Origin of the sequence: Ancylobacter rudongensis (assembly GCF_900100155.1) — a bacterium.
Taxonomy (GTDB): Bacteria; Pseudomonadota; Alphaproteobacteria; order Rhizobiales; family Xanthobacteraceae; genus Ancylobacter; species Ancylobacter rudongensis.
The window spans coordinates 66,772-80,180 of sequence record NZ_FMTP01000005.1 but is presented as its reverse complement, the minus strand read 5'-3'; the positions used below and the strand labels follow the sequence as shown (position 1 = coordinate 80,180).

At 67.0% G+C, this 13,409-nt stretch carries 16 protein-coding genes, 1 other RNA gene and 1 pseudogene; 11 read left to right on the top strand and 7 right to left on the bottom strand.

Annotated features, from left to right (window positions below; translation table 11 throughout):
- The 5 genes from BLO63_RS13780 to BLO63_RS13760 all read left to right on the top strand — a co-directional run bounded on the left by BLO63_RS13780 (window position 1) and on the right by BLO63_RS13760 (window position 2,965).
- On the top strand, window positions 1–981 hold the full coding sequence (locus BLO63_RS13780; RefSeq protein ID WP_091441577.1) for a homoserine kinase: 981 nt from the start codon (window positions 1–3) through the stop codon (window positions 979–981).
- On the top strand, window positions 978–1,490 hold the full coding sequence (rnhA, locus tag BLO63_RS13775; protein ID WP_091441575.1) for a ribonuclease HI: 513 nt from the start codon (window positions 978–980) through the stop codon (window positions 1,488–1,490). The genes BLO63_RS13780 and rnhA overlap by 4 nt, the downstream gene beginning before the upstream one ends.
- Before the next feature lie 17 nt (window positions 1,491–1,507).
- Window positions 1,508–1,906, top strand: coding sequence for a DUF4260 domain-containing protein (locus BLO63_RS13770; protein ID WP_091441573.1), 399 nt, complete (start codon window positions 1,508–1,510; stop codon window positions 1,904–1,906).
- A 147-nt stretch (window positions 1,907–2,053) separates the two neighbouring features.
- The gene (gene ykgO, locus BLO63_RS13765; RefSeq protein WP_013167868.1) at window positions 2,054–2,179 is read left to right on the top strand and encodes a type B 50S ribosomal protein L36; all 126 of its coding nucleotides are present in this window, start codon (window positions 2,054–2,056) and stop codon (window positions 2,177–2,179) included.
- A 111-nt stretch (window positions 2,180–2,290) separates the two neighbouring features.
- Entirely contained in the window at window positions 2,291–2,965 is a 675-nt protein-coding gene (locus tag BLO63_RS13760) for a tetratricopeptide repeat protein (RefSeq protein ID WP_091441572.1), read from the top strand.
- A 102-nt stretch (window positions 2,966–3,067) separates the two neighbouring features.
- Here the strand turns inward: BLO63_RS13760 and BLO63_RS13755 are convergent, their stop codons facing one another.
- The 5 genes and pseudogenes from BLO63_RS13755 to BLO63_RS13735 form a co-directional block, all read right to left on the bottom strand.
- Window positions 3,068–3,577 carry a dihydrofolate reductase gene (locus BLO63_RS13755; RefSeq protein ID WP_091441570.1) on the bottom strand — a complete coding sequence of 170 codons (510 nt, stop codon included), beginning with the start codon at window positions 3,575–3,577 and terminating at the stop codon, window positions 3,068–3,070.
- Window positions 3,574–4,863: a flavin monoamine oxidase family protein gene (locus BLO63_RS13750; RefSeq protein WP_244517874.1), complete on the bottom strand. Its 1,290-nt coding sequence runs from the start codon at window positions 4,861–4,863 to the stop codon at window positions 3,574–3,576. Before BLO63_RS13750 ends, BLO63_RS13755 begins: the two co-directional genes overlap by 4 nt.
- Before the next feature lie 402 nt (window positions 4,864–5,265).
- Window positions 5,266–5,763 (bottom strand): annotated as a pseudogene (locus BLO63_RS21535) (SspB family protein); the annotation flags it as partial.
- Window positions 5,764–5,815: 52 nt separating this feature from the next.
- Window positions 5,816–6,169: a transfer-messenger RNA gene (ssrA, locus tag BLO63_RS13740) on the bottom strand.
- Between the two features lie 37 nt (window positions 6,170–6,206).
- Window positions 6,207–6,524, bottom strand: coding sequence for a hypothetical protein (locus BLO63_RS13735; protein WP_091441566.1), 318 nt, complete (start codon window positions 6,522–6,524; stop codon window positions 6,207–6,209).
- 183 nt (window positions 6,525–6,707) lie between these two features.
- Here BLO63_RS13735 and BLO63_RS13730 point away from each other — a divergent pair, with 183 nt between their 5' ends.
- Together BLO63_RS13730 and BLO63_RS13725 are read left to right on the top strand one after the other, a co-directional pair.
- Window positions 6,708–7,502 (top strand): thymidylate synthase, encoded by a 795-nt coding sequence (locus BLO63_RS13730; protein ID WP_091441565.1) that lies wholly within the window; start codon window positions 6,708–6,710, stop codon window positions 7,500–7,502.
- Complete coding sequence (locus BLO63_RS13725; RefSeq protein ID WP_091441564.1) at window positions 7,502–7,981, top strand: GNAT family N-acetyltransferase; 480 nt, start codon at window positions 7,502–7,504, stop codon at window positions 7,979–7,981. The genes BLO63_RS13730 and BLO63_RS13725 overlap by 1 nt, the downstream gene beginning before the upstream one ends.
- A gap of 119 nt (window positions 7,982–8,100) precedes the next feature.
- Here the strand turns inward: BLO63_RS13725 and BLO63_RS13720 are convergent, their stop codons facing one another.
- On the bottom strand, window positions 8,101–8,736 hold the full coding sequence (locus tag BLO63_RS13720) for a Spy/CpxP family protein refolding chaperone (RefSeq protein ID WP_091441563.1): 636 nt from the start codon (window positions 8,734–8,736) through the stop codon (window positions 8,101–8,103).
- Window positions 8,737–8,868: 132 nt separating this feature from the next.
- The gene (gene fumC / locus BLO63_RS13715; protein ID WP_091441561.1) at window positions 8,869–10,260 is read right to left on the bottom strand and encodes a class II fumarate hydratase; all 1,392 of its coding nucleotides are present in this window, start codon (window positions 10,258–10,260) and stop codon (window positions 8,869–8,871) included.
- Window positions 10,261–10,663: 403 nt separating this feature from the next.
- On the opposite strand from fumC, the gene BLO63_RS13710 reads away from it, so the two are divergent.
- The 4 genes from BLO63_RS13710 to hflC all read left to right on the top strand — a co-directional run bounded on the left by BLO63_RS13710 (window position 10,664) and on the right by hflC (window position 13,400).
- A complete protein-coding gene (locus BLO63_RS13710; RefSeq protein WP_091441560.1) occupies window positions 10,664–10,852 on the top strand; it encodes a DUF4169 family protein in 189 nt (62 codons plus the stop codon).
- Window positions 10,849–11,127 (top strand): ribbon-helix-helix domain-containing protein, encoded by a 279-nt coding sequence (locus BLO63_RS13705; protein ID WP_091441558.1) that lies wholly within the window; start codon window positions 10,849–10,851, stop codon window positions 11,125–11,127. The genes BLO63_RS13710 and BLO63_RS13705 overlap by 4 nt, the downstream gene beginning before the upstream one ends.
- Window positions 11,128–11,307: 180 nt before the next feature.
- On the top strand, window positions 11,308–12,462 hold the full coding sequence (hflK, locus tag BLO63_RS13700; protein WP_091441556.1) for an FtsH protease activity modulator HflK: 1,155 nt from the start codon (window positions 11,308–11,310) through the stop codon (window positions 12,460–12,462).
- The gene (hflC, locus tag BLO63_RS13695) at window positions 12,459–13,400 is read left to right on the top strand and encodes a protease modulator HflC (protein ID WP_091441554.1); all 942 of its coding nucleotides are present in this window, start codon (window positions 12,459–12,461) and stop codon (window positions 13,398–13,400) included. The genes hflK and hflC overlap by 4 nt, the downstream gene beginning before the upstream one ends.
- Window positions 13,401–13,409: the final 9 nt, after the last annotated feature.

Here is a 13,409-nt window from a genome sequence, read left to right as displayed (position 1 = left end):
ATGGCCGTTTACACCGATGTCTCCCCGGAAGAGCTCGAAGCCTTCCTTGCCACCTATGATCTCGGCCGTCTGCGTGCCTTCAAGGGCATCGCCGAGGGCGTCGAGAATTCCAACTACCTGCTGCAGACCGAGGCCGGCAGCTTCATCCTCACGCTCTATGAGAAGCGGGTGAACCCGGCCGACCTGCCCTTCTTCGTCGGGCTGATGGAGCATCTGGCGACGCGCGGCATTGATTGCCCGCAGCCGGTGCGCAACCGCGAGGGCGTGGCGCTCGGCACGCTGGCCGGGCGGCCGGCGCTCATCGCCACCTTCCTGGTCGGCACCTCGGTGCGCCGCCCCACCGCCGCCAACTGCGCCGCCCTCGGCAGCGCGCTCGCGGAACTGCACAAGGCGGGGGCCGACTTCACCGCCTTCCACCGCGCCAATGCGCTCTCGGTCGCCGGCTGGCGCCCGCTCTATGAGCAGGCGGGCGCGCGGGCCGACACGGTGGCGCCGGGCCTGTCCGCCCTCATCGCCGACGAGCTCTCCGTGCTGGAGGCGCGCTGGCCGACCGATTTGCCGGGCGGCGTCATCCATGCCGACCTGTTTCCGGACAATGTGTTCTTCACCGATGGGCGGCTGTCGGGGCTGATCGACTTCTATTTCGGCTGCAACGACCTGCTGGCCTATGACGTCGCCATCTGCCTCAACGCCTGGTGCTTCGAGCCGGACGGCGCCTTCAACCAGACCAAGGGCCGGGCGTTGCTCGCCGCCTATCAGGCCGAGCGGCCGCTCGGGGCTGACGAGATCGCCGCGCTGCCGCTGCTGGCGCGCGGGGCGGCGCTGCGCTTCCTGCTCACCCGGCTGGTCGACTGGCTGAACGTGCCGCCCGGGGCGCTGGTGCGCCCGCACGACCCGCTGGAATATCTGCGCAAGCTGCGCTTCCACCGCTCGGTGACGAGCCCGCGCGACTACGGCATCATGGAAGGCCCAACGCTTTGAAGACAGCGCCCGGAACCGCCCGAGTCTTTGCCGACGATGCCTCGACCGACACGGCCAAGGGCATCGTCGCCATCTGGACCGACGGTGCCTGCTCCGGCAATCCCGGCCCCGGCGGCTGGGGCGCGATCCTGCGCTATGCCGGCTCGCAGAAGGAGCTGTCCGGCGGCGAGACCCCCACCACCAATAACCGCATGGAGCTGATGGCGGCGATCTCCGCACTGGAGGCGCTGAAGCGCCCCTGCACGGTCGATCTGCACACCGACAGCGAATATATGCGCAACGGCATCACCAAATGGATCGCCGGCTGGAAGCGCAATGGCTGGCGCACCGCCGACAAGAAGCCGGTGAAGAATGTCGACCTGTGGGAGAGGCTGGAAGCGGCCATCGCCCGCCACGAGATTCGCTGGCACTGGGTCAAGGGCCATGCCGGCGACGAGATGAACGAGCGCGCCGATGAGCTCGCCCGCGCCGGCATGGCGCCCTACAAGGCGGCGCGGGGCGCCTTCTGAAACCCGAGCGGACAACCATGGCGGACAGCATCAAGGCGCCTAAGGGCGCGGCTATGGGCGCGCCGGCCCGGCTTTTGCGGGCCGAAGGGCTGGCCGTCTTCGCCGCCGCGCTGGTCGCCTATGCCGCGCTCGGTGCCAGCTGGTGGCTGTTCGCGGCGCTGATTCTGGCGCCTGATCTGTCCATGCTCGGCTATCTCGCCGGGCCGCGCCCCGGCGCCTTTTTCTATAATGCCGCCCACACTTATGTCGTCCCGGCCCTTCTCGGCGGGCTCGCCTATGGCGTCAGTGCGCCGCTTGCCGGCGCGATTGCCCTTGTCTGGACGGCGCATATCGGGCTCGACCGGCTGCTGGGCTATGGCCTGAAATATCCCGCGGGTTTTGCCCTCACCCACCTTGGCCGTGTCGGCCGACACTGAGGATGGCCGCGCGGGAAACGGCCGCGCGGATTGACAAGGCCCCCTCCCCTCCGCTATCAGCCGGGCCTCAATTTCTGCTGGCGGATCGAGGCGCGGCCATGGGGCGCCGTCTCATACGCAGGCGCCGTCGATCCGAAGGTTAGTGTCATGAAGATCCGCAACTCGCTCAAGTCGCTGCTCGGCCGTCACCGCGACAACCGTCTGGTGCGCCGCAAGGGCCGCGTCTACATCATCAACAAGACCCAGAAGCGCTTCAAGGCCCGCCAGGGCTGAGCCAGGGCTGCTGAACGAAGGCTGCTGAGCCTTCTGCCGGCCGCGTTCACGATTTAGCGGCCTTTAGCGGACAATATTGCTCAAGGGCGCCGTGACTCCTAACATGGAGACATGCGCGCCCTTTTTGCTGCCCTGATCCTTGCTGCCGCGCCGCTCGGCGCCATGGCCCAGACCCAGCCGCCCCCCAATGCCGGGGAGCGGCCGGAGGCGGCCGCGCCCGCTGAGTCGGCCAATCCCGGCGAGACGGCCAAATCCGACGAGACCGCCAAATCCGCCGAGACCGCGAAGCCGGCGGAACCTGACCGCGCCAAGCGGCTCGATGCGCTGTTTGCCGCGCTGAAGGCGGCGCCGGACGAGGAATCGGCCAAGGCTATCGCCGCCCGCATCGATGTCGCCCTGACGCCTTCGGGCAGCGACACGGCGGACCTCCTGATGGCCCGCGCCTCGCAGGCAACCCAGGCCAAGAAGTTCGATCTGGCCGTGGAACTGCTGGACGGCCTGCTGGCGATCGAGCCCGATTATCTGGAGGCGTGGAACAAGCGCGCCACCGTCTTCTTCCTGCGGCAGGACTTTTCCAATGCGCTGATCGACCTGCGCCAGGTCGTCGCCCGCGAGCCGCGCCATTATGGCGCCTGGGCCGGCATCGCCATCATCTGCAAGGAGATCGGCGACGAGAAGCGCTCGCTGGAAGCAGCCCGGCACGCCCTCGCCCTCTATCCTCATCTCGGCGAGATCAAGGATCTGGAAGAGGAACTGTCGATTAAGGTGGAAGGCCGGCCGATCTAGGATCGGTCGTTCGCAAGGTCGAAGGCCGGCCGATCCAGGATCGGCCGTTCGCAAGGTCAAAGGCCGCCAATCTGAGAGGGGCCGTTCTCGCCCCGTCGCCGCTCACGCCCGATCGTAATCCACGAAGCTGAAGGCGAACTCGTCCTTCTCGCCTTGGATCGGCCCTTCGCGGCCGACCTCCCGCCAGGCCTCGCGGGCAAAGGCGGGGAAATGCACGTCGCCCTCCGGCCGCCCATGCACCTCGGTCAGGCGCAGCCGCGTGGCATGGGGAAAGGCCTGCGCATAGATCTGCGCGCCGCCCACCACCGCCATCTCGTCGACGCCGAGCCGTGCCGCCTCCTGCGCCCCGCGCTCCAGTGCCGCGCCGAGCGAGGAAACCACCAGCACCCCCTCCGGCGGCCGGAACCCGGTGTCGCGGGTGATGACGAGGCTGGTGCGGCCCGGCAGCGGCCGGCCGATCGATTCGAAGGTCCGCCGCCCCATCAGGATCGGCTTGCCCCAGGTGATCGCCCGGAATCGCTTGAGATCGCCCGATATGTGCCAGGGCAGCGCGTCGCCGCGGCCGATGACGCCGTTCTCCGCCACGGCGGCGACAAGGGTGAGCACGGTCATGCGGACCTCCCACGGAGCAGCGCCAGCGCCGTTTCCGCCGCCGCAAGCCCGGTCTGGTGCGCGCCATGCGCGGTGGAATAGGCGTGGGGCGAGGACGCCTCGCCGGCGAACAGCACGCGCTCGCCGAGAGGCTCGGTCAGTGTCCGGGTCAGCCGCGCGCGCATCGGGGCGTAGCCCGGCAGCGCGCAGCTATAGCCGCCGCCGATCAGCGGGTCGGCGACCCAGCCTGTCGTGGCGACGCCGGCAATATGTGTCTCGATCCCGGCGCCGAAGGCGTCCTTGAGCGCGGCGAGGGCGAAATCGCGCATCGCCGCCGGCCCGGCCTGCACCAGCTCTGCGGCGTTGGCGCCGCCAAGCTGGGCGATCGCCATCGGCTGGCCGAACGGGTTCAGGGTGAGGTTCACCGGCGTGCGATTCGGGTCCCTGAGGTCGAGCGTGTCGATATAGCTGGTGGGCTCGACCCCGAACACGTCGCGGTCGAACAGGAAGGCGACCTTCTCCGCCGCCCCCAGCGGCAGCGCCTCGAACGCCTCGGCGAGGTCAGGCGGCAGCAGCGGCGCGAAGGCAAGGCCGCCGCGCGCGATTACCGCCGTCGGCACCGCGACGATGGCGAGCCGGGCGGTCAGCGTGCCGCGCGAGGTGGCGAGCGACACCCCCTCCCCCGACCAGTCGATGGTGGAGACCGGGCAGCCGGTCACGATGTCGAGATCCGGCGCCGCATGGGCGGCCAGCGCCTGCACCAGCGCGCCATAACCCTTCTCTACCGGGTAGTTCTCGCCCGTATCGGAATAGGCGGCGTAGTCGAGCGTCGAGAGCCGTTCCGGCTCGGCCGCCGAGAGCACGGTCAGCCAGTGCCGGGCCAGGCGGGTCCATCGCGTCGCCGGGCCGAGCACCTCGCTGGCCGCGATATCGCGCCCGTCCTCGCCGGCCTTGTGGAGGGCGGCGTAAACGGCCTGAAGGTCGTTCCAAACGGCCTGACACTCCACCTCATCGGCCCAGCGATCGCCGAGATGAGTCGCCCGCGCCTTGCGGTTTCCGCGCGCGACATAGGCGAAGCCGAGTTCGTCGGCGGCGGCACGCAAAGGATTGACAGAAGCCGAGTGCAGCCAATGACATCCGCGATCCCAGGCGACGCCGAAGGTCGCGGTATCGGTAAAGGCCCGCCCGCCGGTCCGGGCTGCGGCTTCCACCACGCGCACGTCGATCCCGGCCTGTTTCAGCCGCGCCCCGGCCGCAAGCCCCCCCGCCCCGGCACCGACCACGATCACATCATGCTGTGCAGCCACGGTCACGTCCGGCTTGGGCGGGGGTCATCTGGCGAGGGCCGTGCGCAAGGCGTTGCGACGACAGGTCTATTTCTTGCGGAACGCATCGAGCCGCACGACCTGGGCGCCGCCCGAGCCGCCATCGGTGGGTTCGTCGTCGTCCACCTTCGTCGGAGCGCCCTTGGCATCCCCGGCCTTGCTGTCGGACGTTTTTTTGTCGGCATCCTTGTCGCCTGCGGATGAGCGCGCAGCGCCCTCCGGGCTGGCGGCGTCGACGGAATGCTGCACCGGCGCGCGCGGGGCCGGCTTCGGCGCGGCCTTGGCATCGGGTACCGCGACCGGGGCGTCAGGCTTGGTCTCGGTGGGCTTCTGCGCGGCGGGCTTCGGCCCGATGGACCGCGCCGCTACGGCCTCGGTCGGCGCCGCCTTGGGCGGCACTTCAGTCAGGCGCGCGGGCGCGCGGGTGGAAGGAACCGAGGTGGGTCGTCCCTCGCCGATCGGCGTCGGCGCCGTGGCGGGGGGCCCATCCTGGCCATCGCCTTCCGCGTCGACGTCGCCCTCGTCTTCCACCGATTCGAACTGCAGCCCGAACTTGACCGACGGGTCGAAGAAGCCCTTCAGCGCCGCATAGGGCACATGAAGGCGCTCGGGAATGCCATTGAAGGAAAGGCCGACCTCGAAGAACTGGTCGGTGACGATCAGGTCCCAGAACTGATGCTGGAGCACGATGGTCATCTCTTCGGGGTAGCGTTCCTTCAGGCGCGGCGAAATCCGCACGCCGGGCGCGCAGGTATCGAAGGCCAGATAGAGATGGTGCTCCCCGGGCAGCCCGTCGCGGGCGACATCGGTCAGGACGCGGCCAACGACGCCGCGCAACGCATCCTGCACAAGCAGGTCATATCGGATCAGATCGACGCTCATGCCGGCAATGAACCCGATTTCCGCCCCGACGGCCAGTAGGTTGTGAGAATGAAGTGCAGGCTTCTGTTGCCAGGTGCCTGCGAACCCCGCCTCACGGTGCTACCCGCTTGGACTTATTTTCCGTAGATCAAACCGCTCACGCGGCCTGAGCAACCGGAGCATAGTTGTCGTTGGCAACTATATGTTTGGTCCGATGACGGCGGTACCATGCCGGGCGAAAGAAGACCCTTTACGCTCTCGTCGATCCTGTTTCGCCCCCGCCGCAGCCCACCCTTCGATGGGTTCCGGTGGAGGCGCCGGGTACTGCCCCCGGGTCCGAAGAGTTTATTCCGATGTCCGTTTATCGCCATATCCGGCTTGCGCCGGCAAACTGAATATAGGGGTTTGCCCGCCCGGTTGGAAGGGGGCATGCGCAACTCCCCCTTCCTATCCCCTTGCCGGCGCTACGCCTCGGTCTGGTCGCCATATTGCAGATGCTCGATCGGCCGATTGCCGCCATTGGTGCCGAGCAGCTTCTCCTCCTGCGCGGCAATTTCCGTCCGCAGCGTCTCCATGAAGATCTGGCGCATCATCTCATAGTCGAGCCGCACGTCGGAATGGGCACTACGCAGGGCCTGACCCTCGCGCAGCACCAGCGCCGGTGCCGTGTGAGCATGCTCCACCGTGAAGTCGAGCGGGTGCGTCGCATCCTTTTCCAGCAAGTTCAGGTGCATGCGCAGGCGATGCAGATCGGTGTTGAGCGCGTCGGTGCTTTTAGTCACGGCTTCCTCCCTCAGACTTTGGTCGCATCGGGACAAGTCGAGCCTGCCGGGAATGTTCCCCGTTACCGCCCCGGCCTGCGCAGGGGCTTGCTGGGAACGCCGGGCCGAATGGCGGCCGGCCGGGTGTGCCAGCGCCGCCTTATGCTATATGTAGTGGGCGGGAACGCCTCGGGAACCACAGGCATGCGGAACTATCACGAGCTTCTGGAACGGGTGCTGCGCGAGGGCACGCGCAAGGACGACCGGACCGGCACCGGCACGCTGTCGGTTTTTGGCCACCAGATGCGCTTTGACCTTGGAGAGGGCTTTCCCCTCGTCACCACGAAGAAGCTGCACCTGCGCTCGATCATCCACGAATTGCTGTGGTTCCTCGCGGGCGATACCAACATCGCCTATCTCAAGGAAAACGGCGTCTCGATCTGGGACGAGTGGGCTGACGCGAGGGGCGATCTTGGCCCCGTCTATGGCCATCAGTGGCGTTCCTGGCCGGATGGGCAGGGCGGGGTGATCGACCAGATCGCGCAGGTGGTCGCCGACATCCGCCGCAACCCCGATTCGCGCCGGCTGATCGTCTCGGCCTGGAACCCGGCCGACGTACCGAAAATGGCCCTGCCGCCCTGCCACTGCCTGTTCCAGTTTTATGTCCAGGACGGGCGGCTCTCCTGCCAGCTCTACCAGCGCTCCGCCGACATCTTCCTCGGCGTGCCGTTCAACATCGCCTCCTACGCCCTCCTCACCCATATGGTGGCGCAGGTGACGGGCCTTCAGCCCGGCGACTTCGTCCACACCTTCGGCGACGCGCACATCTATCTCAACCACCTCGACCAGGTGCACGAGCAGCTCTCGCGCACCCCGCGCGCCCTGCCGCGCCTGACGCTGAACCCCGGCGTGGATGACCTGTTCGCCTTCCGCTTCGAGGACATCGCGATCGAAGGCTATGACCCCCACCCGGCGATCAAGGCGAAGGTCGCGGTCTGATGCCCCTTGCCCTGCGCCCTGCCCGGCCGGACGACGCCGCGCTGATCCTCTCCTTCGTGCGTGAGCTCGCCGAGTACGAAAAGCTGCTGCACGAGGTGGAAGCGACGGCCGAGGATTTCGCCCGCGACCTCTTCGGGCCGCAGCCTCGCGTGTTCTGCGACATCGCCGAATGGGACGGCGCGCCGGCCGGCTTCGCGCTCTGGTACTACACCTTCTCCACCTTTCGCGGCCGGCAGGGCATCTTCCTGGAAGACATCTTCGTGCGCCCGCAATTTCGCGGACGCGGCATCGCCAGGGCGCTGATGCGCCGGCTGGCAAGGCGCTGCGTCGACGAGGCGCTCGGCCGCTTCGAGTGGAACGTGCTGGACTGGAACGCGCCCGCCATTCGCTTCTACCGCTCGGTCGGCGCCGTGCCACTGGACGCCTGGACCATGCAGCGCGTGAGCGGCGAGGCTCTGGAGAAGCTGGCTGAGGGCTGACGCCGCCGGCACCGGCGCCCTGCGTAAGGGGGCCACGACGGCACTCACGAAAAAGCCGCCGGCGAGACGCCGGCGGCTGATACGTGGGAGGCGGGTGGGGTGCCCGCCGCTGCAGCCGCTCAGAGCGGTTCGGCGTCCGGGCCGGCCTCCGGCCCGTCCGGGCCATCGTCCATCGGGCCGGGCGGCATGCGGTGGTGCATCGGGCCGTCGTGCCCGTACCCGCCGGGGCCGGCGCGATGCGGGCCGTGACCCTTGCCATCGCGACCAGGGCCGTGACGGCCGTCGGCCATCCGCGGGTGCTCGACCTGCTTGAACAGGATGGCGAAGCGGCGCTGCTGGGCCTCGTCGAGGGCGTCATAGAGCGGAGCGGCCGCGTCGGCGACCTTCTTCATCATCTGGCCGCGCTCGACCATGCCGTCGGCCTGCGCGCGCAGCCGCTCGATCATGTCGGGACGCTCGTCCTTGGACCTGTCAGCCCGTTCGGCGCGACGCTCGGCGCGATTTTCCATCCGCTCCTTGGCGGCTTCCTGCAGTGCGGTCCCCACCGCCGGCCACAGCTTCTCCTGCTCAGCGGTCAACCGCAGCCCGGCCTTGAGGGCGGCGATGCGCGCGTCGCTCATGGCGCCGGCGAATTCCGCCATCTGCTCGGCGCTCGGACGAGAGTGATCGGGGCCGCCCGGCTTGGGAGCCGCCACGCCAAAGGTCACACCGGCGAGAAGGGCAGCGGCAGTTGCAGCAATGATCGTACGGTTCATCGGCCTCATCTCCTGTGAAGGTGAGGCCGATGCTGGGTCATTCACACCAAAGATTCAAATGAAACTTCGGTAATGAACCTATATTACCTTCGGAAACGAAGATGAATAGACGTTCAGATTCATGAATAGTTATTAACTCGGAGATATCATCTTCTCAGGACGGACAACCGCATCGAATTCCTCATCGGTGACATAGCCGCCGCCGACCGCTTCCTGGCGCAGCGTCGTGCCGTTCTTGTGCGCGGTCTTGGCGATCTTGGCGGCGTTGTCATAGCCGATCTTGGGCGCCAGCGCCGTCACCAGCATGAGCGAGCGCTCCAGCGCCGCCTTGATGTTGTCCTCGCGCGGCACGATCCCGACGACGCAATTGTCGGTGAAGCTGATCGCCGCATCCGAGAGCAGGCGCACTGACTGCAGGAAGTTATAGGCCATGACGGGATTGTAGACGTTCAGCTCGAAATGCCCCTGGCTGCCGGCAAAGCCAAGAGCGGCATTGTTGCCGAATACCTGCACGCAGACCTGGGTGAGCGCTTCGCACTGCGTCGGGTTCACCTTGCCCGGCATGATCGAGGAGCCCGGCTCGTTTTCCGGCAGCGCCAGTTCCCCGAGGCCCGAGCGCGGGCCCGAGCCAAGGAAGCGGATGTCGTTGGCGATCTTGAACAGCGACACCGCGACCGTGTTGATCGCGCCATGGGAAAACACCATGGCGTCATGGGCGGCCAGTGCCTCGAACTTGTTCGGCGCCGTGGTAAAGGGGAGGCCGGTGATGGCGGCGATCCGCTCGGCCACCTTCTCGGCGAAGCCGACGGGCGCGTTGAGCCCGGTGCCGACCGCCGTGCCGCCCTGCGCCAGCTCCATCAGCCGCGGCAGCGTCTGCTCGACGCGCTCGATGCCGCTCGCCACCTGATGCGTATAGCCGGAGAATTCCTGGCCCAGCGTCAGCGGCGTCGCGTCCTGGGTGTGGGTGCGGCCGATCTTGATGATGTGCTGCCACTGCGCGGCCTTCTCGCCCAGCGCATCGCGCAGCTTGGCGAGAGCCGGAAGCAGGCGGTGGGCGATCTCCTCGGCGGCCGCGACGTGCATCGCCGTCGGATAGGTGTCGTTGGACGACTGGCTCATATTGACGTGGTCGTTCGGGTGCACCGGCTTCTTCGAGCCGAGCGTGCCGCCGAGCATCTCGATCGCCCGGTTCGAGATCACCTCATTGGCGTTCATGTTCGACTGCGTACCCGAGCCAGTCTGCCAGACCGCCAGCGGGAAATGCGCGTCGAGCTTGCCGTCGATCACTTCCTGCGCCGCCGCGATGATGGCGTCGGCGAGCGCCGCGTCGAGATGACCGAGGTCGCGATTGGTCTCTGCCGCCGCCCGCTTGACGATGCCGAGCGCCCGAACCACCGGCAGCGGCTGCTTTTCCCAGCCGATCTTGAAATTGCCCAGCGAGCGCTGCGCCTGCGCGCCCCAGTATTTGTCGGTCTCCACCTCGATGGGCCCGAACGTGTCGGTTTCGATGCGGGTAGTGCTCATCGGTCAAAGCCTTTCGGAGGTCGGGTGCGGCAAGGTGGCCCAATCGGACAGGGCATCGGCCCTCGCGGCCCGTTTAGCACGCGGCGCTGAGGGACGGAATGCGGCGGCGGGCAGGCGACAGCCGCCCGCAAGGTTCCCAGGCTACCGATCACAAACGCGTGATACCTACCCCCTTCAAGGCCTGTGCAAGCTTGGCTTGCGACCTACCTGGACACCTCCATCGTATCCGATGGACTCAACAGCCGGCTACCTGCAACGCTTTTCGCCATCGGCGGCAGCGACGGCCGCCACATACCATGCACCCGCAAATTCTTGGAAAGAACCATTTTCGCCGATATTATGAGAGAACTAATGAAGCCCGACGCGCAGATTCTGCGCCCCCTTTTATCGGAGGTCGGCGCCCATGGGCGACATCGTGAATCTCAACCGCCATCGCAAGCGGATCGCGCGCGCCGAGGCGGAACAAACCGCCGCTGCCCGGCGTTTGGAGTTTGGTCGTCCAAAGTACCAGCGTGAGCTGACCGCGGCCGAGGAACGAAAGCAGGAAAAAATGCTTGAAGGGCATAGGCGCATACGAGAGGACGAGACATGAAGAGCCCCGTGGTTAAGCGGTCAATCGTGATTGCCGGGCACAAGACCAGCGTCAGTCTGGAGGATCAGTTCTGGGACGCCCTCAAGGAGATTGCCGCCAATCGGCGCAGCACCTTGTCGGAGATCGTCGCCTCGATCGATTCCGGGCGAAATCAGGGCAACCTGTCATCGGCGATCCGCCTTTATGTTCTGGCGCATTACCGCAGCCCGTCGCCCGGCCGCGAGGCGGTGGAGCACACCGAGCGCAATGGATCCCTGCGCTCTACCGTTGCGTAAACCCGAAGCAGTTCCCATATCGGGAGGTGGCGGCGCGTTGTAACCTGATGCCTCGTCACCTATAACCGCTTCGTCACGTCGTTCGGACGGCGAGGCGCGGGTTTTCTTGCACGGTGGCGTCTGCCGGTTCTGCGCTTGCGAGCCCGGACAAGCCGGGCGCGCAAACGGAGTGGGCGCGGAATGTCATGGAAGAACCAGAGCGGCGGGCCATGGGGCGGTGGACCGCGCGGCCCCTGGGGCACTGGTCCGCAATCGTCGGGACCGAATTCTCCCGATCTTGAAGACCTGATCCGTCGCGGTCAGGAGAAGCTGCGGACGGCGATCCCGGGCGGCTTCGGTACCGGCAAGGGCATCGTGGTGGTGGTGGCGCTTGCCATCGTCATCTGGCTGCTCTCGGGCTTCTACCGCGTCGAGCCTGACGAGCAGGGTGTGGTGCTGCGCTTCGGAAAATTCGTCGGGACCACCAATCCCGGCCTGAACTATCATCTTCCCTATCCGGTCGAGACCGTACTGACCCCCCAGGTCACACGCGTAAACCGTATCGATATCGGCATCCGCACCGGCGACGATCCGCGCCGTGGCGCCACCGCTCGCGACATCGCGGAAGAGAGCCTGATGCTCACCGGTGACGAGAACATCGTCGATGTGGACTTCGCCGTCTTCTGGATGGTGAAGCCCGCAGCGGCCGGTTCGACGGAGGACGTCGGCGCCGCCAACTTCCTGTTCAACGTCCAGAACCCGGAAGGCACCATCAAGGCCGTGGCCGAAAGCGCGATGCGCGAGGTGGTCGGTCGCACCAACATTCAGCCCATCCTCACCGGCGCCCGCCAGAACATCGAAACGGCGGTACAGGAACTCATGCAGCGCACGCTCGATGACTACCGGGCCGGCGTTCTCGTTACCCAGGTTCAGCTGCAGAAGGTCGATCCGCCCTCGCAGGTGATCGATTCCTTCCGCGACGTGCAGGCGGCACGTGCCGACGCCGAGCGTCTGCAGAACGAGGCCCAGGCCTATGCCAACCGCGTAGTTCCCGAAGCCCGAGGTGACGCCGCGCGCATCACCCAGGGTGCCGAGGGCTACAAGGAACGGGCGATCATCGAGGCCCGAGGCCAGGCGGCGCGCTTCCTTAGCGTTCTGGGCGAGTACCAGAAGGCGCCGGAAGTCACGCGCCAGCGGCTTTATCTCGAAACCATGGAACGCGTGTTCGGCGGAATGGACAAGGTGATCATCGATCCTGCGGCAGGCGGCTCCTCCGGCGTCGTCCCCTACCTCCCCCTCGCCCCGCTCACGGGCGGCACCACCGCTCCGGCGGCCGCTCAGGGAGCCGCGAAATGAGGAACAGCCTCGGTCTCGTTCTCGCGATTGTCGTCGCCATCGTCCTCATCGGTCTCTTCTCGTCCCTCTTCAGCGTCTACCAAACCCAGCAGGCGCTGGTGCTGCGCCTCGGCGAACCCATCCGGGTCATCGAGGAGCCGGGCCTGCACGCCAAGATCCCGCTCATCGACAGCGTGATCTTCATCGACAAGCGCATTCTGGACCTCGAAAATCCCTCGCAGGAGGTGATCGCCGCCGACCAGAAGCGTCTCGTCGTGGACGCCTTCGCCCGCTACCGCATCGTCAATCCGCTGCGCTTCTACCAATCGGTCGGCACCATCGACGCGGCCAATTCCCGCCTCGCCACCGTCCTGAACTCGTCTCTGCGCCGCGTGCTGGGCGAATCCACCTTCATCGAGGTGGTGCGCGACCAGCGCGAGGCCCTGATGGCGCGCATTCGCGACCAGGTGAACCGTGAGGCGGCCGGCTTCGGCATCGATATCATCGATGTCCGCATCCGCCGCGCCGACCTGCCGGAGGCCAACAGCCAGGCGGTGTTCCAGCGCATGCAGACCGAGCGTCAACGCGAAGCGGCGGAAATCCGCGCGCAGGGCGCCGAAGCGGCGCAGACCATACGCTCCCGCTCCGACCGCGACTCGACGATCATCGTCGCCGAAGCCAATGCCACCGCCGACCAGCTGCGCGGCGAGGGCGAGGCCCAGCGCAACGAGATTTTCGCGCAGGCCTATAATCAGGATCGTGGCTTCTTCGACTTCTATCGGTCGATGCAGGCCTACGAAGCCTCGCTGAAGGGCTCGGACACGCGGATGCTGCTGGCGCCGGATTCGGAATTCTTCCGCTTCTTCGGCAATCCGGCGGCCCGCCCGGCCACGCCTCCCGGCCCGGCGGCTGCGCCTGTTGCGCCAGCCCCCGCTGCGCCGCTCGTGCCCGCCAACTAAAGCGGCGCG

What these genes read in the sequence shown, in the direction of transcription:
- BLO63_RS13780 (WP_091441577.1), top strand. Translation starts at nt 1, where the DNA reads ATGGCCGTTTACACCGATGTCTCCCCGGAAGAGCTCGAAGCCTTCCTT.
- BLO63_RS13770 (WP_091441573.1), top strand. Translation starts at nt 1,508, where the DNA reads ATGGCGGACAGCATCAAGGCGCCTAAGGGCGCGGCTATGGGCGCGCCG.
- ykgO (WP_013167868.1), top strand. Translation starts at nt 2,054, where the DNA reads ATGAAGATCCGCAACTCGCTCAAGTCGCTGCTCGGCCGTCACCGCGAC.
- BLO63_RS13760 (WP_091441572.1), top strand. Translation starts at nt 2,291, where the DNA reads ATGCGCGCCCTTTTTGCTGCCCTGATCCTTGCTGCCGCGCCGCTCGGC.
- BLO63_RS13755 (WP_091441570.1), bottom strand. Translation starts at nt 3,577, where the DNA reads ATGACCGTGCTCACCCTTGTCGCCGCCGTGGCGGAGAACGGCGTCATC.
- BLO63_RS13730 (WP_091441565.1), top strand. Translation starts at nt 6,708, where the DNA reads ATGCGGAACTATCACGAGCTTCTGGAACGGGTGCTGCGCGAGGGCACG.
- BLO63_RS13725 (WP_091441564.1), top strand. Translation starts at nt 7,502, where the DNA reads ATGCCCCTTGCCCTGCGCCCTGCCCGGCCGGACGACGCCGCGCTGATC.
- BLO63_RS13720 (WP_091441563.1), bottom strand. Translation starts at nt 8,736, where the DNA reads ATGAACCGTACGATCATTGCTGCAACTGCCGCTGCCCTTCTCGCCGGT.
- fumC (WP_091441561.1), bottom strand. Translation starts at nt 10,260, where the DNA reads ATGAGCACTACCCGCATCGAAACCGACACGTTCGGGCCCATCGAGGTG.
- BLO63_RS13710 (WP_091441560.1), top strand. Translation starts at nt 10,664, where the DNA reads ATGGGCGACATCGTGAATCTCAACCGCCATCGCAAGCGGATCGCGCGC.
- BLO63_RS13705 (WP_091441558.1), top strand. Translation starts at nt 10,849, where the DNA reads ATGAAGAGCCCCGTGGTTAAGCGGTCAATCGTGATTGCCGGGCACAAG.
- hflK (WP_091441556.1), top strand. Translation starts at nt 11,308, where the DNA reads ATGTCATGGAAGAACCAGAGCGGCGGGCCATGGGGCGGTGGACCGCGC.
- hflC (WP_091441554.1), top strand. Translation starts at nt 12,459, where the DNA reads ATGAGGAACAGCCTCGGTCTCGTTCTCGCGATTGTCGTCGCCATCGTC.